Origin of the sequence: Paraburkholderia sp. BL17N1, assembly GCF_003634175.1 — a bacterium.
Lineage (GTDB): Bacteria > Pseudomonadota > Gammaproteobacteria > Burkholderiales > Burkholderiaceae > Paraburkholderia.
Map to the genome: position 1 here is coordinate 2,366,613 of NZ_RBIW01000001.1, position 20,897 is coordinate 2,387,509.

The following is a 20,897-nucleotide window of genomic DNA, read 5'->3' on the forward strand; positions in this document are numbered from 1 at the left end:
TGTTTTGTGCTTGGCGACGACGGCTGACTTCGCCGGGCGGCGTGCGCGCTAGGCCTTGCGCAACTCATTCGCCACGGCCTCGACGACATCGCCCCACGCGCCAGGTTGCGGCTGACGCACCAGCGTCGCGCCCGGATACCAGGGGCTGCGTGTTTCGCCGGCAAACCAGCGCCAATCCGCCGCGAACGGCAGCATCAACCACAGTGGCTTGCGCAGCGCGCCGGCAACGTGCGCGATCGACGTGTCGATCGACACCACCGCGTCGAGCCGTTCGATGATCGCCGCCGTGTCCGCGAAGTCGCCGATCCGCTTGTCGAAGCGATGAATCGACGCTGCCCGCGGATGCGTGTCGAGCGCCACGCGTTCGTCGGCGCTCAACTCGGGCTGCAGCACGATCCAGTCGATGCCGTCGAGTGCGAACAGCGGATCGAGCGCGACGAGCGGCATCGAACGCGTTTCGTTTTGCTGGATGCGTCCCGACCACGCGATGCCGATCTTGCGCTTCGCCTGGCCGCCAAGCGACCCGCGCCATTTGCGACCGTAGGCGGGCGGCACGCTGAGATAGGGCGTGCGGTCCGGAATGGTGTCGAACGTCGTGCCGAGTGCGAGCGGCAGACTCAGCAGCGGACATTGCAGATCGGCGGCGGGACGCGGCGTGCCTTGGGCGATCAGCGTCACGCGCCAGGCTTGCGCGGCCGGAGCCAGCAAGGGCAGCAGTTGCGGCTGCACTTCGAGCACCACGCGCGCCGCGCGCTGCGCGACCAGCGGGACGAAGCGCACGAACTGAAGCGTGTCGCCGAAACCCTGCTCGGCGTGAACCAGCAGCGTACGTTCGGCGATCGGCTCGCCGTGCCAGCGCGGCAGCGTCTGGATCAGCGGCTGCGCCATGGTTTGCAGGCGCCACTCGTACTCCGGCAGCCCGCGCGCGAAATCGCGCAGCGCGAGCCACGCGAGCGCGCGGTTCATATGCGCGGAGGCGAGATCGGGCCGCAGACGTAGCGCCTGATCCAGCGCACGCACGGCGGGGCCATGCGCGCCCAGCGCCTGGTGCGCGGTGCCCAGACTCAGCCACGCGAGCGCGAATTGCGGATCGAGACCGACGGCGCGTTCGAGATACGGGAGCGCCTCGGCGTGGCGCCCCAATGCCGCGAGCGCATTCCCCATGCCGAAGATCGCCGGCGGCAGGTTCGGCTGCAAGCTCAGCGCCGCCTTGAACGACGCGACCGCCTCGGCATGGCGGCCGGTGGCGTCGAAGGTGTTGGCGAGATTAAAGTGCGCGGCGACGAAGCGCGGCTCGGCCGCCAACGCCGTCTCGAAACACGGGATCGCTTCTTCCGCACGACCGAGCGCGTTCAGCGACATGCCCATGTTATTGAGCGCGCCGGCGTGACCAGGGCGCAGTTCGAGCGTGCGCCGGAACGCGGCGATGGCTTCCGTGTGGCGTCCGAGCGCGTGCAGCGCATTGCCGAGATTGTTGTGCGACGAAGCGTCGTCCGGTTGCAGCCGCAACGACCTCTCGAACGCGTCGGCGGCGTCTTCATGACGGCCCGCGGCGGCGTACGCGTTGCCGAGGTTGTAGTGCGCCATCGGGAACGACGGCGCGAGCGTCAGCGCATTGCGGAACTGTTCGATGGCGTCGTCGATCTGGCCCAGCGCTTTCAGCGCGTTGCCCAGGTTCAGTTGTAGCGCGGCGTCTTCCGGACGCAGGTTCACCGCGCGCCGCACGAGCTCGGCGGCTTCGGCGTGCTGGCCCTGCTGGTGGCGCAGAACGCCCAGCAGGTGCAACGCATCGACGTGCGCGGGATTGCCGTCGAGCGTCGCGCGGTAGCCGCGTTCGGCGTCGTCGAGGCGGCCGTCACGATGCGCCGCGAAAGCGCGGTCAAATACAGGTTGCATGACGGGGGATGGCATTCGGGTGAGGCAGAGGCCGCATTTTCCCACACTCGCCGGACCGCGCTCCGAATTGACCGGTTGTCCCAATATCTATAACATATGAATACATGTTCATATGTTCTTCCGCAGCACCGCCTGCCATGGCTTCTTCCCTTGCTTCCAATTCGTCGTCTGCGAGCGTTGACGATCGCTCGGTGGACACGATCGTGCCGCTTGCCGATCTGTTTCGCCTTCTCGGCGACCCCACGCGCTTGCGCATCGTACTGGCGTGCCTCGACGAGCGGCGCGCGGTCGGGGCGATTGCCGAGGCGCTGGGGTTGTCGTCGTCGCTCGTGAGCCATCATTTGCGGCTGCTTCGCGCGGCGCGGATCGTGCGCGCGGAGCGGCAGGGCAAGCAGGTCTTTTATCTCGCCGCCGACCGCCACATCAGCGCGATGCTGGCCGGCATGCTCGAACACGTGGCCGAACCGGCCGGCGATGATTCACTGGAACCGTCATGAAGAAACCGGAAACTCCGAACACTGTTGCTGCAGACCGTTACGATCGCACCTCGGGCCACGCCGGTCAGGCGCACGGCGCCCACAGCCACAGCCACAGCCACAGTCACAGTCACAGCCACAGTGAAAGCAGTCACAACCACAGTGGCCACGCTCACAGTCATAGCGGCCACAGTCACGCCCACGGCCACGCCGGCCATCACCACGCCCATGCTCCCGTCGCAGGTCACGGCCGCGCGTTCGCGCTCGCGGTCGTGTTGAACATCGCCATCGTGATCGCGCAAGCCGTCTACGGTGTGTTGGCGCATTCCACCGCGCTGCTCGCCGACGCCGGCCACAATCTCTCCGATGTGCTCGGGCTGCTGCTCGCCTGGGGCGCGTCATGGCTCGCCACGCGTCGCCCGTCGGCGCGCTACACGTTCGGTTACGGCAGCTCGTCGATTCTCGCCTCGCTCGTCAATGCCGGGCTGCTGCTGTTTGCGTGCGGCGTGATCGTCGCCGAAGCAATCGGGCGGCTGATGAATCCTGCGCCGGTGGCGGGGTTCGCGGTGTTCGTCGTCGCGACGGTCGGCGTGGTGGTCAACGGGATTTCCGCGTGGCTCTTCATGCGCGGGCAGAAGGAAGACCTGAACATTCGCGGCGCCTTCCTGCACATGGCGGCGGATGCCGGCATCTCGGCGGCGGTCGCGGTGAGCGGCCTTGTGATTCTCTACACCAACTGGACGTGGCTCGACCCGGTCATGAGCCTGCTCGTGGTGGCGGTCGTGGTGGTCGGCACGTGGGGCCTGTTACGCGATTCGGTGCGCCTTGCGCTCGACGCCGTGCCGCCCGGCGTTGATCTGCAAAGTATCCGCGATTATCTGGCGGAGCAGCCCGGCGTCGTCGATGTGCACGATCTGCATGTGTGGGCGCTCTCGACCACCGGCAATGCGCTGAGCGTGCATCTGGTGATGCCCGACGGCCACCCCGGCGACGAGTCGCTCGACGTGATCGTCGTCACGCTGCGCGAACGTTTCTCGATGCATCACGCCACGCTGCAAGTCGACCTCGGCACCACGGACCATCGGTGTGCAATGGATCATGCGCCGCACGCGCATTGAGGCAAACGTGTGTGCGCGGTACGCCCACGGCAAGCCCAGGCCAATCGCATGATTGATGCAGCGCACCGTCGGCGGCTTGCCGGCGACGCTTCAGGCCGAGTTCCTGCGGGCGTACACTAGAACGCATTGTTGTTTCCGGAGTTCCGCATGGACGCTGCCGCAAACGATGCGTCGCCGGTGCTGATCGTCGGCGCCGGCCCCACGGGGCTCGCCGCGGCGATGAGTCTTGCGCGTGCCCACATCCCCGTGCGCCTGATCGACAAAGCCATGCAGCCCAACCCGTATTCGCGGGCCATCGGCATCCAGGCGCGCACGCTCGAGTTGCTCGAGCAGCATCGGCTGGTCGAACCGTTTCTCGAACTCGGCCATCGCGCGCGCATCGCCAATCTGTTTTCGAACGGCATGCGTCTCGCGCAACTCGATTTCGATCCGCTCCACACGCGCTATCCGTATCTGCTGTTTCTCGATCAGTCCGTGACCGAGCGCTTGCTGACGGAGCATCTCGCAACGTTCGGCGTGACGGTCGAGCGCGGTGTCGAGCTGACCATGTTTGCGCAAGGCTCCGCCAGCATTCAGGCGACGCTGCGCCGCGCGGACGGTCACACGGAGACGATGCGGCCTTCGTACATGATCGCCGCCGATGGCGCGCATAGTGCGATCCGTCATCGCCTGGGTCTGGGCTTTGAAGGCAAGACCTTCGAGCAGACTTTCCTGCTTGCCGATCTGCACGCCGAAACCGATTGGCCCGAAGACGAGTTTCATATCTTCGCGTCTGGCGAAGGACTGGTGGCGCTGTTTCCGATGGGCCACGGCCGGCATCGCCTGATCGCCGATCATGCGCTCGAGCCTGCCGCCGTCGCGCCGCCCGCGACGCCCGCGGTGCTGGGCGAACCGCCGTTGAACAAGGTGCCGGCGCCGTCGCTCGAGGAATGCAAGGCGCTGATCGCCCGGCGCGTGCGCGAGCGGGTCGACGTGTCGGACCTGGCGTGGTCCTCGTATTTTCATCTGAACAGCCGCATGGTGGACCGGCTGCGCGTCGGCCGCATTTTCCTCGCCGGCGACGCCGCCCATGTGCACAGCCCCGCCGGCGCGCAAGGCATGAACACCGGCATTCAGGAAGCGTTCAATCTCGGCTGGAAGCTGGCGCGTGTGCTGAAGAGCGCGGCGCCGGACCGGCTGCTCGACACCTATCACACCGAACGTCATCCGATCGAACGTGACGTGCTGCGGCAGACCGGTTTCATCACGCATATGGCCGAGGCGGATCACGGACCGCTCAAGCTGCTGCGCGAACGCGTGATGCCGGTGCTCGCCGCGCTGGGTCCGCTGCGCGACGCGGCGCGCGCCACCATCAGCGAGCTGTCGATCCAGTACCGGCGCAGTCCGCTGACGCTCGAACGCGTGCTCGACGGCGGCCCGCGTGCCGGCGAGCGCGCGCCCGATGCGCTGGTGCATGTGGTGGACGGACCGCTGGGCCGCGCGCCCGGCGTTGGTTGCGTTTTCGATCTGCACGACCCGGCGTTCTTCTCGCTGTTCCTGCTGGTGCCGCCGTTGCCCGTCGACGAAACGCCGCTCGATCCCGCCGCGAAGCACGAACCGCCGCCGGACGCGGAAATGGAACGCGTGGCGGCGGAAGTCGAGCGATTGCTGCCGGGCGCGGTGCGCATCTGGCGCATCACGGATACCAACGGCGATGGCGGTCCCGCGCTCTCCGAATCGTATGGGCGCACGCGGCCGTCGTTCTATCTGGTGCGGCCGGACGGTTACATCAGTGCGCGCGGACGCACCGGTTCCGATCTGCACGGCCTGTTGCGGCATTGCGAGGCGTGGTTCACGGTGAATGGCGAAATACCGGAGCAGGCGGCTTTGTGATGCGGGCGGCTTGCCGACCTTAAGCGGTAAGCGCAGTGATGCCCGCTAGCTGGTTCACGGTGAATGGCGAGATAGCGGAGCAAGCGGCCAGGCTGCACAGCCGCAGCCGCAGCGCCCGGCTACACCGTTGTCGGCGCCGCCGGCGTCAATTGCTCGCGATGTTTAACGAGCGCCTCCTCGACGATAGCCGACATCGCGATACCGCTCGCATCCGGCTCATCGAGCGAAGCGAGCAGCGCGCGCCGCATGCGCGGCTCCCAGAAGCGGCGGATATGGTCGGCGATGCCGGCGAGCGCTTCCTCGCGGTCCGGCATCGAATCGAAAAAATCGCCGATCCGGTTAGCCATGTCGATCAGGTTCTGATTGTCCATGCCCGGCCTCACTTGCCCGATGTCGCGTTGGCCAGCTCGCGCTGCTTCAGCAGATCGAGCTGTTCGGTGTTGAAACGCGAATAGTCCTTCTGCCATTGCGACGGCTGTTCGACCGGCATGACCTGCACCGCGGTCACCTTGTACTCCGGACAGTTGGTCGCCCAATCCGAGCTATCGGTGGTGATCACGTTCGCGCCCGACTCGGGGAAGTGGAACGTCGTATAGACCACGCCAGGCTGCATGCGTTCGGTCACCTTCGCGCGCAACACGGTCTGTCCCGCGCGCGATTCGATGCCGACCCAATCGTCCGTCTTGATGCCGCGTTCTTCGGCGTCGTGCGGATGGATTTCCAGCCGATCCTCGTCGTGCCAGCGCGAGTTCTCGGTACGGCGTGTCTGCGCGCCGACGTTGTACTGCGACAGGATACGGCCCGTGGTGAGCAGCATCGGAAATTTGCGCGTGACCTTCTCGGGCGTCGCGATGAACTTCGTAATCACGAACTTGCCCTTGCCGCGCACGAAGCTGTCGATGTGCATGGTCGGCGTGCCGTCCGGCGCATTCTCGTTGCAAGGCCACTGAATGCTGCCCATCTCGTCGAGCTTCCTGTACGAGACGCCGTGGAAGGTGGGCGTGAGACGCGCGATCTCGTCCATGATCTGCGACGGGTGCGTGTAGTCCATCTCATAACCGAGCGCGCGCGAGAGCATCACCGTGACTTCCCAGTCGGCGTAGCCCGGCACCGGCGGCATGACCTTGCGCACGCGCGAGATGCGGCGCTCCGCGTTGGTGAACGTGCCGTCCTTTTCGAGGAACGACGAACCCGGCAGCAGCACGTGCGCGTACTTGGCGGTCTCGTTCAGGAAAATGTCCTGCACGACGATGCATTCCATCGACGCCAACGCAGCCGAGACGTGATGAGTATTCGGATCCGACTGCACGATGTCTTCGCCCTGGCAGTACAGACCCTTGAAGGTGCCGTGCACGGCGGCGTCGAACATGTTCGGGATGCGCAGGCCCGGTTCCGGTTGCAGCGTGACGTTCCAGGCGTCTTCGAACAGTGTGCGCGTGACCGTGTCGCTGATGTGGCGGTAGCCCGGCAGTTCGTGCGGGAACGAGCCCATGTCGCACGAACCCTGCACGTTGTTCTGGCCGCGCAGCGGATTGACGCCCACACCTTCGCGGCCGATGTTGCCCGTCGCCATTGCGAGGTTGGCGATGCCCATCACCATGGTCGAGCCTTGCGCGTGTTCGGTGACGCCGAGGCCGTAGTAGATCGCGGCGTTGCCGCCGGTCGCATAGATGCGCGCGGCTTCGCGTACCGACTGAGCCGGCACGCCGGTCAGCGCTTCGGTCGCTTCCGGCGCGTTCTCGGGCAGCGCGACGAAATCGCGCCATTGCTCGAACGCGCGGGTTTCGCAGCGCTCCGCTACGAACGCTTCGTTAACCAGACCTTCCGTGACGATCACATGCGCCAGTGCATTCACTACAGCCACGTTGGTGCCCGGCCGCAATTGCAGATGATGCGACGCCTTCACGTGCGGCGTATCGACGATATCGATGCGGCGCGGATCCACGACGATCAGCTTCGCGCCTTCACGCACACGACGCTTCAGACGCGAGCCGAACACCGGATGGCCGTCGGTCGGATTCGCGCCGATCACCATGATTACGTCGGCTTTATCTACGGATGCAAAAGTCTGCGTGCCCGCCGATTCGCCCAACGTGGTCTTCAATCCATAGCCGGTCGGCGAGTGGCAAACGCGCGCGCAGGTATCGACGTTGTTGTTGCCGAACGCGGCGCGCACGAGCTTTTGCACCAGATACGTTTCTTCGTTCGTGCAACGCGACGACGTGATGCCGCCGATCGAATCGCGCCCGTGTTTGGCCTGAATGCGGCGGAATTCCGACGCGGCATACGTGAGCGCTTCTTCCCAACTGACTTCGCGCCACGGATCGGTAATCTTCGCGCGGATCATCGGCTTGGTGATGCGGTCTTTGTGCGTTGCGTAGCCCCAGGCAAAGCGGCCCTTCACGCAAGCGTGGCCTTCGTTGGCCTGGCCGTTCTTGTGCGGCACCATCCGCACGACCTCGTTGCCCTTCATCTCCGCCTTGAACGAGCAGCCGACGCCGCAATACGCGCACGTCGTCACCACGGAATGCTCGGCCTGGCCAAGCATGATGACGGTCTTCTCCTGCAAGGTCGCGGTCGGGCAGGCGGCCACGCACGCGCCGCACGATACGCACTCCGACTCCATGAACGGCACGTTTTCGCTGGCCGCCACGCGTGATTCGAAACCGCGTCCAGCGATGGTCAGTGCGAACGTGCCCTGCGTTTCTTCGCACGCGCGCACGCAGCGATTGCAGACGATGCATTTGGACGCGTCGTAAGTGAAGTACGGATTCGACTCGTCTTTCTTGTCCTTCAGGTGATTCGCGCCGTCGAAACCGTAACGCACTTCGCGCAAGCCCGTCACGCCGGCCATGTCCTGCAGTTCGCAGTCGCCGTTGGCGGGGCAGGTGAGGCAGTCGAGCGGGTGATCGGAGATGTACAGCTCCATCACGTTGCGGCGCAGCGACTGCAGACGATCGGTCTGCGTGCGGACCTTCATGCCGGCTTCGACCGGCGTCGTGCACGAAGCGGGATAACCGCGCTTGCCTTCGATTTCCACGAGACACAAACGGCACGAGCCGAACGGTTCCAGCGAATCGGTCGCGCAGAGCTTCGGCACGTTGACGCCTGCTTCGACGGCGGCGCGCATCACCGAGGTGCCGGCCGGAACCGTGACGCACTGGCCGTCGATTTCCAGCGTGACGTCGATGTCGGCGTGGCGCTCGGGCGTGCCGAAATCGGTGTCGTCGAAGAAGGAGCGGGGCGCGCGTTGCTGCTGGGCTTGCGATTTACACGCGCAGTTGCCGGAGCCGCAGCCGCCAGTGGGAGAGTTGAGCACGTCGGACATGGTGGGCTCCTGGGTCAGGCCGCTTTCGGCGCGTGATGAGATACGTCGGCGAGACCGAAGTCTTCGGGGAAATGATCGAGCGCGGACAACACCGGGAACGGCGTCATGCCGCCCATCGCGCAAAGCGAACCGGACACCATCGTGTCGCACAGATCGCGCAGCAATTGCACTTGTCGCGTGGACGTGTCGCCGTTGCGAATCCGGCCGATCACTTCGACGCCGCGCGTCGAGCCGATCCGGCACGGCGTGCATTTGCCGCACGATTCGAGCGCGCAAAAGTGCATGGCGTACTGCGCGAGTTCGGCGAGATTCGAGGTGTCGTCATGTACGACCAGGCCGCCATGGCCCACCACCGCGCCGACTGCCGCGTACGCCTCGTAGTCCATCGGAATGTCCCATTGGCTCTCCGGCAGATACGTGCCGAGCGGGCCACCCACTTGCACCGCGCGCGCGGGCCTTCCGCTCGCCGTGCCGCCGCCGTAGTCGTAGAGCAATTCGCGCAGCGTCACGCCGAACGCGAGTTCGACGAGGCCGCCTTGCTTCACATTGCCGGCGAGTTGGAACGGCAGCGTGCCGCGCGAGCGGCCCATGCCGAAGTCTTTGTAGAACGCCGCGCCGCGAGCGAAGATGATCGGCACCGTGGCGAGCGTGATGACGTTGTTGATCACGGTCGGCTGGCCGAACAGGCCGACGAGCGCCGGCACCGGCGGCTTGGCGCGCACAATGCCGCGCTTGCCTTCGAGCGATTCCAGCAGCGCCGTTTCCTCGCCGCATACATAGGCGCCGGCGCCTTTCGCGACGAACAGTTCGAAGCGATGCGGTGAGCCGAGCACGCTGTCGCCGAGCCAGCCGGCGACGCGTGCTTTCGCGATTGCCGCTTCGAGCGTGGCGATCGAATGCGGATACTCGCTGCGCACGTAGATATGGCCGACCGTCGCGCCCGTCACGATGCCCGCGATGATCATCCCTTCGATCAGCACGTACGGATCGCTTTCCATCACGAGGCGATCGGAGAAGGTGCCGGAATCGCCTTCGTCCGCGTTGCAGACGATGTACTTTTGCGCCGCTTTGGCGCCACGCACCGTGCGCCATTTGATGCCGGCGGGGAAGGCCGCGCCGCCGCGGCCGCGCAGGCCGGATTCGATCAACGCTTCGCAGGCGGCGTCGCCATCGGTTTGCAGAGCCTGGCGCAAACCTTCGAGGCCGCCGTGAGCGACGTAGTCGTCGATTGAAAGCGGGTCAGTGATGCCGATGCGCGCGAAGGTCAGGCGCTGCTGCTTCTTCAGATACGGAATGTCGTCGACCACGCCGACGCGGTTTGCGTGTGCGCCCCCTTCGAGGAAGCCGGCGTCGAACAGAGCGGCGACGTCGCCGGCTTCGGCATTCGCGTAACCGATGCGGCCTTCAGGCGTCTGAACTTCGACGAGCGGTTCGAGCCACAGCAGGCCGCGCGAACCGTTGCGAACCAGTTCGATGGCGACGCCACGGCGTGCCGCTTCGGCTTCGATTGCATGCGCGAGCGCGTCAGCGCCGAGGGCCAATGCCGACGAATCGCGGGGAACGTAGATGCGCGTCATGCCGTCACCTCCACGCACTTGCTGGCGGCCGCGAAGATCGCGTCGAACTTTTGCGGCGTGACTCTGGCGTGCAACGTGCCGTTGAGCATCAGCGCCGGCGACAGCGCGCATTGGCCAAGGCAATACACCGATTCCAGTTCCACCGTCGCGCCGTGCTGATGTTCGCCGTCGAAGCGGCAACCGGTGTGCGCCTCGATATGTTGTGCGAGCGCTTCGGTGCCCATGCTGCGGCAGGCTTCCGCGCGGCACAGTTGCACCGTGACGGCTGCGGCCGGCTGCGTGCGGAAGTGGTGGTAGTAGGTGATGACGCCGTGCACTTCCGCGCGCGACAGGTTCATGGCGCGCGCTAGCGGCGCGACCGCGGCGGGTGGCACGTAACCGACTTCGTCCTGAATCGCGTGCAAGACCGCTAGCAGCGACACGCCCGGCTGCGCGTGACGCTCAACGAGTTGATCCGGCGCGACGGCGATGGAATCGTCCAAGTGGGGGCTCCTCCAAAGTCATATATGCACTTGTTATTCATAATGCGTGCACTTATGCTTCGTTTATTCGATATGGGATAGCCGAACAATAGGCGGGCATTTCGGCCGATGCAATAGGAAAGAGTTCAACATATATGATCAGAATCGAGTGTCAGGCGCAACTGGTGGTGAAGGGTCCGGACGGCCGAGAGGCAAGCCTGTCGGACGTGGTGCCGTTGCTCGCGCTGGTGAATGAATCCGGCAGCATCGCGCAGGCCGCGACGCTTAAGGGTTTGTCCTACCGTCATGCGTGGGGTTTACTGCGCAGCATCGAAGAGCGTCTGGGCGGTCCGCTGATCGCGAAAGAGCGCGGCCGCGGCTCGGTGCTGTCCGAACTCGGGCAAGCGGTCTTGCGTGCGCAGCGTCTGTGCGGGGAACGGCTCGACGGCAATATGCAGGCGCTCGCCAGCGAAGTGGCGAGCGATCTGAACCGCTGGCTCGCGCCGCCCGCCGACGACGTGCGCATTTTCGCGTCGCACGGTTACGCCGTGGCCGCGCTCGTGACGGCGCTGGTCGCCGACGAGTTGCCGGTCGACATCAAGTATCGCGACAGCGCGGACGCCGTCAGCGCGCTTGCGCGCGGCGAATGCGATCTGGCCGGCTTCCATTTGCCGCTCGGCGAGTTTCGTGCGGCATGCGCCGATGCGTATCGGCGCTGGCTCGATCCGCAGCGTCACGTGCTCGTGCATCTCACGCGGCGCAAGCAAGGGCTCTTTCTTGGTAAAGGCAACCCGAAGGGAATCGCCGGCCTGAGCGATCTCGCGCGCGACGATATCCGCTTTGTGAATCGACAACCCGGCTCCGGCACGCGCATGTTGCTCGATCTCGCGCTACGGAAAGTCGGAGTCGATCCGGATCGGGTCAATGGTTATGCGTCGGCCGAACTGACGCATTCGGCGATTGCGGCGTTCGTCGCGAGCGGCATGGCGGATGTGGGTTTCGGCGTGGAGCCCGCGGCGCATCACTTCGGTCTCGACTTCATTCCGATTGTCGACGAGGACTATTATTTTGCGTGCGACCGCGCGCGCCTCGAACGTATACCGCTTGCGACCGTGCTTGGATTGCTGCGCGGCAGCGCGTTTCGCCATAGCGTCGATCAGCTCGAAGGCTATGACCCGCACGACTGCGGCAAGGTGGTGGATCTTGAAGAGGGCCTGGGCGAAGCGGTGGCGTAAGCGGCCGTAAACATCAGTCTATGTTTGGCGCTGCGTATGGCGTCCGTTTGGGATACTCTCTAAGCTTCCGCTTCCGCCTAAACCGCGCGCTACGTCGCGCCGATCGATATGAAAGTCATTCTTCACGTATGTGCTGCCGTTGCGACGGCTGGTGTGCTCCTCGCCACCGCGTCAGTTGCCTTCGCACAGAATTCGCCAGGGGTTCCGGGCGGCATCCTGCAAGACCAGTTCCGTCTCGCCGAACATCCGCAAATGCCGTTTGCGGCGTCGTCTCCTTCGGACAAATACCAGAGCGGTAAAAAGTCAGCCATGCGCAAGCGCGGCGATCTGGGCGATCCGAATGGTTGCAATCTGCAGTGTCCTAAAGACGAATAGGCGCAGGCAGGTGTCCGTTGTGAGTGCGACGCCGGCGTTTTGCCGGCGTCTTCCGTTTGACTCTCGGGTTTAGTGTGCCGTGGTGTTGCCAGCGCGCGGCGCGCGCTTAAGGTTTTGCCGTGTGCCACATGTCTTTGAAGCCTTCTCCCTTCATGTCTCCCGCCTGCTTGTCCGCTGCGTAGCGATAGAGCGGATGCCCTTTGTACGCCCATTGCGGCTTGCCGTCCGCGCCGGTGATCACGGTCCAGTCGCCGGAGGGTTTGTCCGACGCGCTGGCCGTGGCCGCCGGCCAGTAGTTCATGCAGCCGCCCGTGCAGGCGCTCACGCCGGGTGTGGTGTCCTTGTCGAAGGTATAGAGCGTCATGCCGTCTGCATTGACGAAGCGTCCGTCCACGATCTTTGGCGCTTCGGCGAAAGCGCTTTGTTGCAGGGCGAGAAGGGCGAGGCAGAAAAGAGTTTTGCGCATGATGTCGGCTCCTGATTTTGGTGTTGGTCTCACGCGAGGCACGGCGTGCGCGCGTGAGGATCAAACGACTGAGCGGATGCGTTTATTCCAATCACTTCTTCATCTGAGGATCGCGATAGGGTCGGCCACGCGACGGCGCGCGGATGAGATAAGAAAAGGATAGTGCGGGAAAGCGCGCAGCGGGAAGGGCGTGAGGGATACGAAAAAACCCGCAAGCAGCAGGCCGCTTACGGGTTTTCGATGAGACTTGCTGGTGCAGCGTGAAACATGTCCTGGTGGCGGCGGCACTCACATTGCGTCCGCAACGGTATGTTTTTAAAGAGGTTAGGACCGTGTTTTCGGCGCAAATACCACCGAAAATACCACCGAAGTCGAACCCTAGCTCCCCATGCCCGCTGATTCCGTCCCGGCTGTTCCCATCAGCTCCGAAGCCTTCCTGCAGCGGTAAAATCGGCCTTCCTCAGTTTGTCCTCATTCCCTTATGCTCGCGAAAAAATTCCTGGACGCTCGTCGCGCTCGTTACATTCCTGTGCGCGACGTTTTGGCCCGCATCGTCTCGGAGCTGAACTGTACGGAAGCTGAGGCTGCTGCAGTTTTATGCGCAGCCCTTGATGATGCGGGCGAAAGCGCTCCGGCGTGGTTTGATATCAAGGGCCTGGAAAGTGGTGCTGTTGCCGTGAAGCTAAACACTGGTGAGGGGCTCGCCATGCTCGAGGCATTTAATCTTCCAGTATTTACCTACGATCCGCGGGTCACTCTCCAAGAGCTTCATGATCGATATCGCTCGGGAGAGCTTGACTACGTGGACTATATGGACGGTCGCCTTAGGTCGCTGCCCTACGAGTGTGGATGCTTCCTGGCGGCCGATATCGAGCCGGTCCTGCTCGACCTGATAGCCACCACCCGCTCGCTCGCCGAAACACCGCCTGCACGGACTGACTTAGCTAGTGCCGCCGAGCTTGTCGCCGACGTCTCTGCCTCGACCATCTCGGCTCGCAACTCCGGTGATGATGCCGTTTCCCTGTCCCCGGGCCCGAACGATAGCGCAATCGTAGCGGCCTGGGTGGCGGCCCGAGCGCGTGCGCTATGTGCCGCGGGGGATACGAAGGAATCGCTGGCCGCAAAAATCATTAACCAAATTCCGCACGGCGCTCTCAGTGAGCGCGGCCCCATTACATTACCGTCCATTCTTCGCATGATGCCGGCGGGAATTACGGGCGGCCGATCCAAAAACGGCCGCAAATCGTCTAAGTTGAATCGGCACGCCGATTCAGTCGCTGCGCCGGATCTATTTCCGATTCGGAAAATGCTGTAACTAATTGATAAACATCAACTTTTATAGATATAAAAAATCCCTTGATCGGCATGTGTTCCGATTTTGAAATGGCTCCATTGTTTCGGGATCGTCCCGGAACGTCCCAATGGAGCCCGTATGTCCGCAGTCAATCCGATGGCGATCCTTCGCCTACCCAAAGTCCTAGAGGAAACCGGCTCGAGCACCTCGGAGGTCTACCGACGCATAGCCGCCGGCACGTTCCCGCGTCAAGTTCGCCTGGGCGCGAAATCGGTCGGCTGGCGCCGCGGGGACATCGATGAATTTCTGAAAAATCCGGCCGGCTACCGTGCACCGGAGGCCGCGTGACTTGTGCTGGCTGCACGCTATGGCACTATGCGATCGCCTCTCTCGTTGCAGGGAGGCAAAGCGGAAGGAGCGAACGTTGGCGCGTTCGCTCCTTCCTGACTGAAACACGGTCCTATCTGGAGGCCCGCATGGCAGCTATCGTTCATTTTATCGCGTCCCCGCGCGCGAACACACATCAAACCCCTTCCTCAATCGCCCGCGACGCGCTGCGTGCTGCCGCGATGGCGCCGTCCGACCGTGCCGCACTCGACGTGGCCGGTGAAGCGCTGCGCCGCTTGGCTGAATCCGTCCGTGTGGAGGCGCGCCGTGCGTGACTTCCTGCCGGCCGATCCCGAACTTCGCGCCCAGCGTCAGCGTGCGGTCACGCAACTCGGGCATGCCTACGCCCTGGTTCGCCGGTTTGGCGACATGGACGCGACGCGCGTCGCTGAGTTTGTTTGCGCCCTGCTCGACGCCGGTGAGGCCGAGCAGATCGACGCGGTGCTCGAGCATCTCGACGTCGCTTCCGGCGCCTGGCGCGAGCTAGCTGATGAGGCCGATCGCGCGATCGTATGCGTCGCTGGGGCGCTCACGCGCGCTGTGTTGGAACGCGCGGCAACTGTCGAGGCGGGAAACGCATGACGCCTATGTTCGAACCCGTGCGGCCAGATCACAAGGAGGCCCGCGATGAGCATCGAGGCAATGGCGTGGGCCATTAAGCAGCAGATCACGCGAGACGCTCCAGCGCGGCATGTTCTCCTTTGTCTGGCCAGTTATGCCGACAAACTGGGAAAAACGGCATACCCATCTGCATCGAAGCTGTCGGCTGACACCGGTCTGTCGGAGAGAACTGTCCGTACTAAGCTCGATGTGCTCGAGCAAGTCGGCCTAATCACCCGGGGAAATCAACGCATTGTCGCCGATCGTATCGATCGCGCCGATCGTCGCCCGATATGTTTCGACCTCTGCATTTCACGACCTGCAGGCGATGCACCCCGTTACATGGAACGGGGTGCACGTGATGACACCACGGGGTGCAGCTCACGTAGGAACGGGGTGCAGCACACGCCGGAACGGGGTGCGACAGCTGCAGCCAATACGTCATATAAACCGTCAATGAACCATTCTTATGCTCCGCCGACAGCAAAGCGGGGGCCTGCGTGCGCTTCGCGCTTGTCAGAAGACTGGACTTTGCCAGATGAGTGGAGGCTGTGGGCGCTCGAGGATACGGACGTCAATCGCGCAGCCAAGTGGAGCGATGACCACGTGCGAGCTGTCGCGCAGCGGTTCCGGGATTACTGGATCGCGCAACCAGACAGCCGCGGTCTGAGGCTTGATTGGTTCGCCACATGGCGAAACTGGTGCCGTGACTCGAAGGCCGCTATGCCTGTGGCGCGCAAGGGCAGCGGCGGTGGCTGGTGGCTCTCGCCTGAGTCGCGTAAAGCGAAGGCGCATGAGGTCGGCGTCGGCGAGCCGAACGCCGGCGAGAGCGATGCCTCTTATCAATCCCGCATTCAGGCTGCGATCGACAACGGCGGCAAGCCGCCTGCGCCGCGGCAGATGCCGGTCACCCCTTTGGATCCGTTACCGGCCGGTGGCGACGCGGCGGAACGCGGCTCCGAACTCTCGCGCGCAACGACGTCAGCTGCGAAGGCGCTCCTGCGGCAGAGGAGCGCCGGTGGACGCATCGCAGCGTGACTGGAGGTCTGCGCATGACTCGATCGATATGCCGAAATCGTGCGCATGCGGCCGCGCTGCGGCACCGATGGCGGGCGTAGGGTTCAGCGGCTGCGGCTGTCGCGCCCGAGCAGCACGCGGCTGCCGTTCGGCGTCACATTTAGGATGGCAGCCGGCTTGGTGAGGTCGACGCGAAGGAACTAGCAGCCGATGGCCTGAGCGCGTGCGGCGGCATCTTGAGCGCTATCGTCGCGCCGAGCGACAGCGAAGTCGCCGCTCTTGCTCGAGCGTGCGCGTGAGACGCCGCCGGTGCTTCGCTTGGCCTGCGGGACGTGCCGCACGCGGGATCGTCGTGACTTGACAATGACCTCGACCGCGAGGTCGTCCAAACCCGCAGCACTTAGCCCCGACCGATGTTTGGCCGGGGCTTTTTTTGTGGCCCTTTGCTGGCGTGCGCTCAAACCTTCTCGCCGTCAAAGCGCGGGGGGGCGGTCACGCAGGATGTCCCAAGTAGGCAGTGCGTCAGCGTCCTCGAGCAAGTGCTCGTCTGTCGCGCCGTCAGGCAGCGGCAATAGTCCATCCCACTCAGTAACGTGCACCGGCTTGTCGTTTCGCACCATTTTTTTCTTCCCCATGCGAGTCGTTCGGCTACCGATTATGGATGCGGCAGGTGGAAAAATGTTGCTTGCGATGGTCTGTGCGTGTGGGAGTCGTGACGCGATGCTGCGAGTACATCAACAGGCCCGCTTGGGTCGAAGGATCTACTCATGAGTACCGGAAGTCACCCACTGATGAAGTCGCACGAGGTTGCGGAAGCTTTGCGCCTTGCGCATGCAACTATCCGAAGCTGGAGCGCGCACGGCGGCGGACCGATCAAGCCGGTCAAAATTGGCAGCAGAGTGTTTTGGAACCGTGAGGACGTCGAGCGCCTGCTGGCCGGAGGTGCGCAATGACGGCCCGCTACCGTTGGACGTCCGAGGACGTTGCTCGTCGTGCTGCCGAGCACTACTTGGCGCAGTGCGCACGTCGCGACGCTCGCTACAACTATGAATGCGCCTGTATTCGCTTCAAGGAGCGCCGCGGCATCGAGCACGTCGACGTCGCTGACGCATCGTTCCGCCGCTCCACGAGGAAAGCCTATGTGGCGTACCAGCATGCGCGTCGGCTTGAGTACAACGCCGCACGCAGGCTGGAGACTGCTATTCGCGGCTCAGAAGTCTTTCGGGAGGTTAGCCGTGCGCACGCTCGTTGATTCGACGGCCCGTCTCGATGCGGTCGAGTCCCTGGTGCGCCTGCGTGATGGTGTGCCGGTAGTCGACAGCCTGAAGATCGCGCGTACATTCGGCCGCAGCCACAAGCACGTGCTTCGCACGCTCGACTCGTTGATCGCGGACCAGACGATCACTGAGCCCAATTTTGGGCCGAGTGAGTACCGAGATGCCAGCGGTAAGGCGTGCCGCCTGATCGAGTTGGACGAGCACGGCGCGCTGGTCACGATGCCGTTTATCGGTGGTCGCAAGTCGTGCCTCGGTCAGAAGCAATTGGTCGCGGAGTTCTTGGCGATGCGCGAGACGCTGCGCGCGATGGCTAGCGATACTCAGAAGCACGCCGCGCCGGCTCCCACACTGAAGTCGCCAATCGGTGACCTAGCCTTGGCGGAGAGTATTGGCCGGCTGCTGAATGTCAGTCCGAGCGGTCGCGTGGCACTGCTTCGACACGTGGCGAAGAATCACAGCCTCGACGAAACGTTGCTGCCGGCCTATGTCGTCGACGCGCCGTCTGATGCCATGCCGGGATCGAGCGAAGCAACGGCTCCGATATCGGTGCTGCTGAAAGAGGCTGGCGTGGGACTGAGCGCGGTCCGGTTCAATCGCCTGCTGGAGTACGCTGGGCTGATGGAGAAGCGTACGCGCCGCACGACGCAGAAGCGCTTCGGTGGAGGAGTGAAGTCCTTCTGGTTGGTGACACCTGAAGGCCTGCGATTCGGAAAAAACCTCATCGACACGCGGGCACCACGCGAAACGGTGCCGCACTGGTACGTTGGTCGTTTCGCCGAGTTGCGGACTCACTTGCGTCCGATCTTCCGCCGGATGCAGGCTGAGGAGGCTCTGTGATCTCGACCCTGCGGTGTGCGTCAGTGGAGCACGCGCACTTGTTGTCGGCGGTCCGATCTGATCGCGTTGAAAAATAACGACTTCCGTCGACTTTGTTTACATTTCAGCGGAGGCTCGTAAACAGCGGACTCGCGCTGTTTACAATCTCACAGGAGGCCAACTGTGGCAGGAAGGACCAAGGCGCCGCCCGAGCGCTGGCGAATTTGCCGGCTCGCGTGGGAATTGAGCAGCGCAATCACGTTCGGTTCGATTGCGTCAGAGCTTATGATTTCACGTCAAGCGGTATCGGCCCGCGCGAGGACAGAAGGGTGGCGCAGAGAACTACGTGGTGATGCTTCAATATTTACACATTTGGCGGTGGTGGGACCAGCCCGCGAGCGAGATGTTGACGGTGAATCGACCGAAAATGGGGCGATCGACGACCCGGTCGCCCGATTGACTCAGGTTGCCGATTCGCTTCGTGGTGAGTTGGAAATGGTCGAAGCGCTGCTTTTGATCGAACGCCGCGGCCGATGACTAAGATGGCCGTCGCGCGCTAGGTGCGAGGGTTAGCACATTGTGCCGGCTCTTGCCTTGCGGTCTCACGTGCCCGCACAAGTGTGAGCAGGACGGCTGTCGCTGTCGCGCGCTGATCCGCTGGCAGCGTCGCGAGCCGCGCGCGCCAGTTGAGCAAGGCCTCGTTGACTTTGCCGCCCGTCATGCAGTCACCTGCTGGGCGGCGTCACGGATCCGCGAGATCGTTGGCCTCGACACGCCGAGGTCGCGCGCGATGCTGGCCACGCTGTCGCCGGCAGCCAGTCGGTCGAGGACGGCGCCGCGCCTCCCATCGGCGATGGCCTTCGGTCGTCCCATCTTCTTTCCCTCGGCGCGTGCGCGCGCGAGCCCTGCGTGCGTGCGCTCGATCAATAGGTCTCTTTCGAACTCCGCCACGGCGGTGAGCACGCCCATCGTCATCTTGCCGGCTGCGCTGGTGAGGTCCATTCCGCCGAGCGCCAGGCAGTGCACGCGCACGCCCATCTCGGCGAGGCGCTCAACCATAACGCGTACGTCCATTGCGTTACGGCCGAGCCGGTCGAGCTTGGTGACGATCAGGACGTCGTCCGCCTCGAGGCGATCGAGCAACCTTGCGAAACCAAGTCGCTCGCTCGCCGGCACACTGCCACTGATGCTTTCCTGGACGATCCGCTTCGGCTCCACAGCGAAACCGGCCGCGAGTACTTCTGCGAGCTGGTTGGCCGTGGTCTGGTCTGCGGTGCTTACACGCGCGTAAAGAAATGTGCGGCTCATTCTTCCCTTCGTTTTCAACGTTGTTAGGCATGCTCAAAAACGCTGTAACGATTATCGAGGGCGATCAAAAGTAGTCAAGCCGATTATTGGTCACCCCGTTGTCTGTGCACACAACCGCTCGATTTTGGCCAGGTCACTGTTGTCGGATCCATCTGCTGTGTTGCGCAGCGCTCGAGGGCATCAACCTAACGGTGTCCGCGTGTCCTGAGTTACAGGGGCAACTTCAGCCTGATAGGATAAGTTGCAAATTTTTGTCTTGCGATAACGACTAGCACGGAGGTCTTATGTCCTGCATGCTTTTGCTCGGCGCCGGCTTCAGCCGCAACTGGGGCGGTTGGTTGGCGGCCGAAGCGTTCGAGTACCTGCTCGGTTGGCCCGAAGTGAATTCGAACGCCTTCTTGTCTGACCTGCTATGGCGAAGCCAGCTGGCAGGAGGATTCGAAAATGCGCTTGCTGAGTTGCAGGATTTGGTGCGCCGTGAGCCGGCACATGCTGATGACCTTCAGAGTCTCCGCGGCGCCGTGCTCGGAATGTTCAACTTGATGAACCAATGCTTCTTTGGGCTTCAGAACTTCGACCAGAACAACGATGGAAATCTAGCGATTCGCCCATTCCTCACAAACTTCGACGCCATATTCACGCTGAATCAAGACCTGCTTCTTGAGTATCACTACCTGACGCACGACGTAGCCTTGCTTGCTAATCCTTTGGGGCGGCGTCGCTGGCACGGCTCGACAATTCCGGGTATGCGGTCAGTACCAGACCCGAACCGTCATCCTATGCAGCATTGGTTCGGAAACTGGACGCCTGCGCCCGCCGAGGGGTTTCGGGTCGAGGCAGGCTGTCAACCGTATATCAAATTGCATGGATCGTCTAATTGGACGCAAAACGACCAAGGCGGCCCTATGCTAATCATGGGGGGGAACAAGGCGAATGAAATCGGACTCGTGCCCGTCTTGCAGTGGTATCAAACTCTTCTCACGGAATACCTTACCCGCGGTGACTCAAGACTGATGGTTATCGGATACGGCTTCAGGGACGATCACATAAACGAGATCATTGCCGACGCAGTCACGAATCACAACCTCAAGTTGTTCGTCGTATCGCCGGATGGCGCAGACCAGGCGCGGAAAATTGCTCCTACGGCCGGAGCGGCAATCCAACAGAGAACAGCGCTTGAAGACGTGTTCCAGCGTGGTCTGATCGGTGCATCGCGCCGTTCCATCCATGAAATTTTTAGCGGGCGAGACCCCATTGAACTATCGAAACTCCAACGCTTCGTAGAGGAATAGCTCGTGGTGTCATGAACCTCGAACGCCTCACGTCAGGCAGCAGCCGGCCGAGGGCGTGTGAAAACGCATTTATCGCCTAAACTGAATCAACGCACTGAGACC

22 protein-coding genes are annotated in these 20,897 nt (G+C 63.3%); 15 read left to right on the forward strand and 7 right to left on the reverse strand.

What is annotated here, in order from left to right; genetic code table 11:
* Window positions 1-48: 48 nt before the first annotated feature.
* Entirely contained in the window at window positions 49-1,896 is a 1,848-nt protein-coding gene (locus tag B0G82_RS10655; RefSeq protein WP_121307341.1) for a tetratricopeptide repeat protein, read from the reverse strand.
* Window positions 1,897-2,033: 137 nt separating this feature from the next.
* On the opposite strand from B0G82_RS10655, the gene B0G82_RS10660 reads away from it, so the two are divergent.
* From B0G82_RS10660 to B0G82_RS10670, 3 genes are all read left to right on the forward strand, one after another.
* A complete protein-coding gene (locus B0G82_RS10660) occupies window positions 2,034-2,393 on the forward strand; it encodes a metalloregulator ArsR/SmtB family transcription factor (RefSeq protein WP_181196614.1) in 360 nt (119 codons plus the stop codon).
* Window positions 2,390-3,490, forward strand: a complete 1,101-nt coding sequence (locus B0G82_RS10665; RefSeq protein ID WP_121307342.1) for a cation diffusion facilitator family transporter — start codon at window positions 2,390-2,392, stop codon at window positions 3,488-3,490. The genes B0G82_RS10660 and B0G82_RS10665 overlap by 4 nt, the downstream gene beginning before the upstream one ends.
* Before the next feature lie 147 nt (window positions 3,491-3,637).
* Window positions 3,638-5,362, forward strand: a complete 1,725-nt coding sequence (locus B0G82_RS10670) for an FAD-dependent monooxygenase (RefSeq protein WP_106283279.1) — start codon at window positions 3,638-3,640, stop codon at window positions 5,360-5,362.
* Between the two features lie 119 nt (window positions 5,363-5,481).
* Here B0G82_RS10670 and B0G82_RS10675 read toward each other — a convergent pair whose 3' ends face one another.
* The 4 genes from B0G82_RS10675 to B0G82_RS10690 are packed head-to-tail and all read right to left on the reverse strand — an operon-like array spanning window position 5,482 to window position 10,749.
* Entirely contained in the window at window positions 5,482-5,733 is a 252-nt protein-coding gene (locus B0G82_RS10675; RefSeq protein WP_116139576.1) for a formate dehydrogenase subunit delta, read from the reverse strand.
* Window positions 5,734-5,741: 8 nt separating this feature from the next.
* Window positions 5,742-8,690 carry a formate dehydrogenase subunit alpha gene (gene fdhF / locus B0G82_RS10680; RefSeq protein ID WP_121307343.1) on the reverse strand — a complete coding sequence of 983 codons (2,949 nt, stop codon included), beginning with the start codon at window positions 8,688-8,690 and terminating at the stop codon, window positions 5,742-5,744.
* A 14-nt stretch (window positions 8,691-8,704) separates the two neighbouring features.
* Window positions 8,705-10,267 carry a formate dehydrogenase beta subunit gene (locus tag B0G82_RS10685; RefSeq protein ID WP_121307344.1) on the reverse strand — a complete coding sequence of 521 codons (1,563 nt, stop codon included), beginning with the start codon at window positions 10,265-10,267 and terminating at the stop codon, window positions 8,705-8,707.
* Entirely contained in the window at window positions 10,264-10,749 is a 486-nt protein-coding gene (locus tag B0G82_RS10690; RefSeq protein WP_116139582.1) for an NAD(P)H-dependent oxidoreductase subunit E, read from the reverse strand. The genes B0G82_RS10685 and B0G82_RS10690 overlap by 4 nt, the downstream gene beginning before the upstream one ends.
* A gap of 134 nt (window positions 10,750-10,883) precedes the next feature.
* Between B0G82_RS10690 and B0G82_RS10695 the strand changes: the two genes are divergently transcribed.
* Window positions 10,884-11,963: a substrate-binding domain-containing protein gene (locus B0G82_RS10695; protein ID WP_121307345.1), complete on the forward strand. Its 1,080-nt coding sequence runs from the start codon at window positions 10,884-10,886 to the stop codon at window positions 11,961-11,963.
* A gap of 108 nt (window positions 11,964-12,071) precedes the next feature.
* A complete protein-coding gene (locus tag B0G82_RS10700; protein ID WP_116139586.1) occupies window positions 12,072-12,338 on the forward strand; it encodes a hypothetical protein in 267 nt (88 codons plus the stop codon).
* Between the two features lie 106 nt (window positions 12,339-12,444).
* On the opposite strand, the gene B0G82_RS10705 is transcribed toward B0G82_RS10700, so the two are convergent.
* Window positions 12,445-12,804 (reverse strand): hypothetical protein, encoded by a 360-nt coding sequence (locus B0G82_RS10705; RefSeq protein WP_106283272.1) that lies wholly within the window; start codon window positions 12,802-12,804, stop codon window positions 12,445-12,447.
* A 481-nt stretch (window positions 12,805-13,285) separates the two neighbouring features.
* Between B0G82_RS10705 and B0G82_RS10710 the strand changes: the two genes are divergently transcribed.
* The 9 genes from B0G82_RS10710 (at window position 13,286) to B0G82_RS39395 (ending at window position 18,732) form a co-directional block, all read left to right on the forward strand.
* Window positions 13,286-14,119: a hypothetical protein gene (locus B0G82_RS10710; protein WP_121307346.1), complete on the forward strand. Its 834-nt coding sequence runs from the start codon at window positions 13,286-13,288 to the stop codon at window positions 14,117-14,119.
* A gap of 117 nt (window positions 14,120-14,236) precedes the next feature.
* Window positions 14,237-14,446 carry an AlpA family phage regulatory protein gene (locus B0G82_RS10715; RefSeq protein ID WP_121307347.1) on the forward strand — a complete coding sequence of 70 codons (210 nt, stop codon included), beginning with the start codon at window positions 14,237-14,239 and terminating at the stop codon, window positions 14,444-14,446.
* 128 nt (window positions 14,447-14,574) lie between these two features.
* On the forward strand, window positions 14,575-14,760 hold the full coding sequence (locus tag B0G82_RS10720; protein ID WP_121307348.1) for a hypothetical protein: 186 nt from the start codon (window positions 14,575-14,577) through the stop codon (window positions 14,758-14,760).
* The gene (locus B0G82_RS10725; RefSeq protein WP_121307349.1) at window positions 14,753-15,067 is read left to right on the forward strand and encodes a hypothetical protein; all 315 of its coding nucleotides are present in this window, start codon (window positions 14,753-14,755) and stop codon (window positions 15,065-15,067) included. Before B0G82_RS10720 ends, B0G82_RS10725 begins: the two co-directional genes overlap by 8 nt.
* Before the next feature lie 45 nt (window positions 15,068-15,112).
* Window positions 15,113-16,123 carry a helix-turn-helix domain-containing protein gene (locus B0G82_RS10730; RefSeq protein WP_199730074.1) on the forward strand — a complete coding sequence of 337 codons (1,011 nt, stop codon included), beginning with the start codon at window positions 15,113-15,115 and terminating at the stop codon, window positions 16,121-16,123.
* 746 nt (window positions 16,124-16,869) lie between these two features.
* Window positions 16,870-17,055, forward strand: a complete 186-nt coding sequence (locus B0G82_RS10735) for a helix-turn-helix domain-containing protein (RefSeq protein ID WP_121307350.1) — start codon at window positions 16,870-16,872, stop codon at window positions 17,053-17,055.
* A complete protein-coding gene (locus tag B0G82_RS39675) occupies window positions 17,052-17,354 on the forward strand; it encodes a hypothetical protein (RefSeq protein WP_158608134.1) in 303 nt (100 codons plus the stop codon). Before B0G82_RS10735 ends, B0G82_RS39675 begins: the two co-directional genes overlap by 4 nt.
* Window positions 17,338-18,216, forward strand: coding sequence for a Rha family transcriptional regulator (locus tag B0G82_RS10740; protein WP_158608135.1), 879 nt, complete (start codon window positions 17,338-17,340; stop codon window positions 18,214-18,216). The genes B0G82_RS39675 and B0G82_RS10740 overlap by 17 nt, the downstream gene beginning before the upstream one ends.
* A 162-nt stretch (window positions 18,217-18,378) precedes the next feature.
* A complete protein-coding gene (locus tag B0G82_RS39395; RefSeq protein WP_147439473.1) occupies window positions 18,379-18,732 on the forward strand; it encodes a hypothetical protein in 354 nt (117 codons plus the stop codon).
* A 180-nt stretch (window positions 18,733-18,912) separates the two neighbouring features.
* Here the strand turns inward: B0G82_RS39395 and B0G82_RS10745 are convergent, their stop codons facing one another.
* Window positions 18,913-19,503 carry a recombinase family protein gene (locus B0G82_RS10745; RefSeq protein ID WP_121307352.1) on the reverse strand — a complete coding sequence of 197 codons (591 nt, stop codon included), beginning with the start codon at window positions 19,501-19,503 and terminating at the stop codon, window positions 18,913-18,915.
* Between the two features lie 284 nt (window positions 19,504-19,787).
* On the opposite strand from B0G82_RS10745, the gene B0G82_RS10750 reads away from it, so the two are divergent.
* On the forward strand, window positions 19,788-20,795 hold the full coding sequence (locus B0G82_RS10750) for an SIR2 family protein (protein WP_121307353.1): 1,008 nt from the start codon (window positions 19,788-19,790) through the stop codon (window positions 20,793-20,795).
* Window positions 20,796-20,897 lie beyond the last annotated feature (102 nt).

Excerpts from the sequence above, each read along its gene's own strand:
- B0G82_RS10675 (WP_116139576.1), bottom strand. The coding sequence starts at position 5,733 with ATGGACAATCAGAACCTGATCGACATGGCTAACCGGATCGGCGATTTT.
- B0G82_RS10715 (WP_121307347.1), top strand. The coding sequence starts at position 14,237 with ATGTCCGCAGTCAATCCGATGGCGATCCTTCGCCTACCCAAAGTCCTA.
- B0G82_RS10695 (WP_121307345.1), top strand. The coding sequence starts at position 10,884 with ATGATCAGAATCGAGTGTCAGGCGCAACTGGTGGTGAAGGGTCCGGAC.
- B0G82_RS10665 (WP_121307342.1), top strand. The coding sequence starts at position 2,390 with ATGAAGAAACCGGAAACTCCGAACACTGTTGCTGCAGACCGTTACGAT.
- B0G82_RS10720 (WP_121307348.1), top strand. The coding sequence starts at position 14,575 with ATGGCAGCTATCGTTCATTTTATCGCGTCCCCGCGCGCGAACACACAT.
- B0G82_RS10750 (WP_121307353.1), top strand. The coding sequence starts at position 19,788 with ATGTCCTGCATGCTTTTGCTCGGCGCCGGCTTCAGCCGCAACTGGGGC.
- B0G82_RS10700 (WP_116139586.1), top strand. The coding sequence starts at position 12,072 with ATGAAAGTCATTCTTCACGTATGTGCTGCCGTTGCGACGGCTGGTGTG.
- fdhF (WP_121307343.1), bottom strand. The coding sequence starts at position 8,690 with ATGTCCGACGTGCTCAACTCTCCCACTGGCGGCTGCGGCTCCGGCAAC.
- B0G82_RS10655 (WP_121307341.1), bottom strand. The coding sequence starts at position 1,896 with ATGCAACCTGTATTTGACCGCGCTTTCGCGGCGCATCGTGACGGCCGC.
- B0G82_RS10705 (WP_106283272.1), bottom strand. The coding sequence starts at position 12,804 with ATGCGCAAAACTCTTTTCTGCCTCGCCCTTCTCGCCCTGCAACAAAGC.
- B0G82_RS10710 (WP_121307346.1), top strand. The coding sequence starts at position 13,286 with ATGCTCGCGAAAAAATTCCTGGACGCTCGTCGCGCTCGTTACATTCCT.
- B0G82_RS10730 (WP_199730074.1), top strand. The coding sequence starts at position 15,113 with ATGAGCATCGAGGCAATGGCGTGGGCCATTAAGCAGCAGATCACGCGA.
- B0G82_RS10735 (WP_121307350.1), top strand. The coding sequence starts at position 16,870 with ATGAGTACCGGAAGTCACCCACTGATGAAGTCGCACGAGGTTGCGGAA.
- B0G82_RS10685 (WP_121307344.1), bottom strand. The coding sequence starts at position 10,267 with ATGACGCGCATCTACGTTCCCCGCGATTCGTCGGCATTGGCCCTCGGC.
- B0G82_RS10745 (WP_121307352.1), bottom strand. The coding sequence starts at position 19,503 with ATGAGCCGCACATTTCTTTACGCGCGTGTAAGCACCGCAGACCAGACC.
- B0G82_RS10660 (WP_181196614.1), top strand. The coding sequence starts at position 2,034 with ATGGCTTCTTCCCTTGCTTCCAATTCGTCGTCTGCGAGCGTTGACGAT.
- B0G82_RS39675 (WP_158608134.1), top strand. The coding sequence starts at position 17,052 with ATGACGGCCCGCTACCGTTGGACGTCCGAGGACGTTGCTCGTCGTGCT.
- B0G82_RS10670 (WP_106283279.1), top strand. The coding sequence starts at position 3,638 with ATGGACGCTGCCGCAAACGATGCGTCGCCGGTGCTGATCGTCGGCGCC.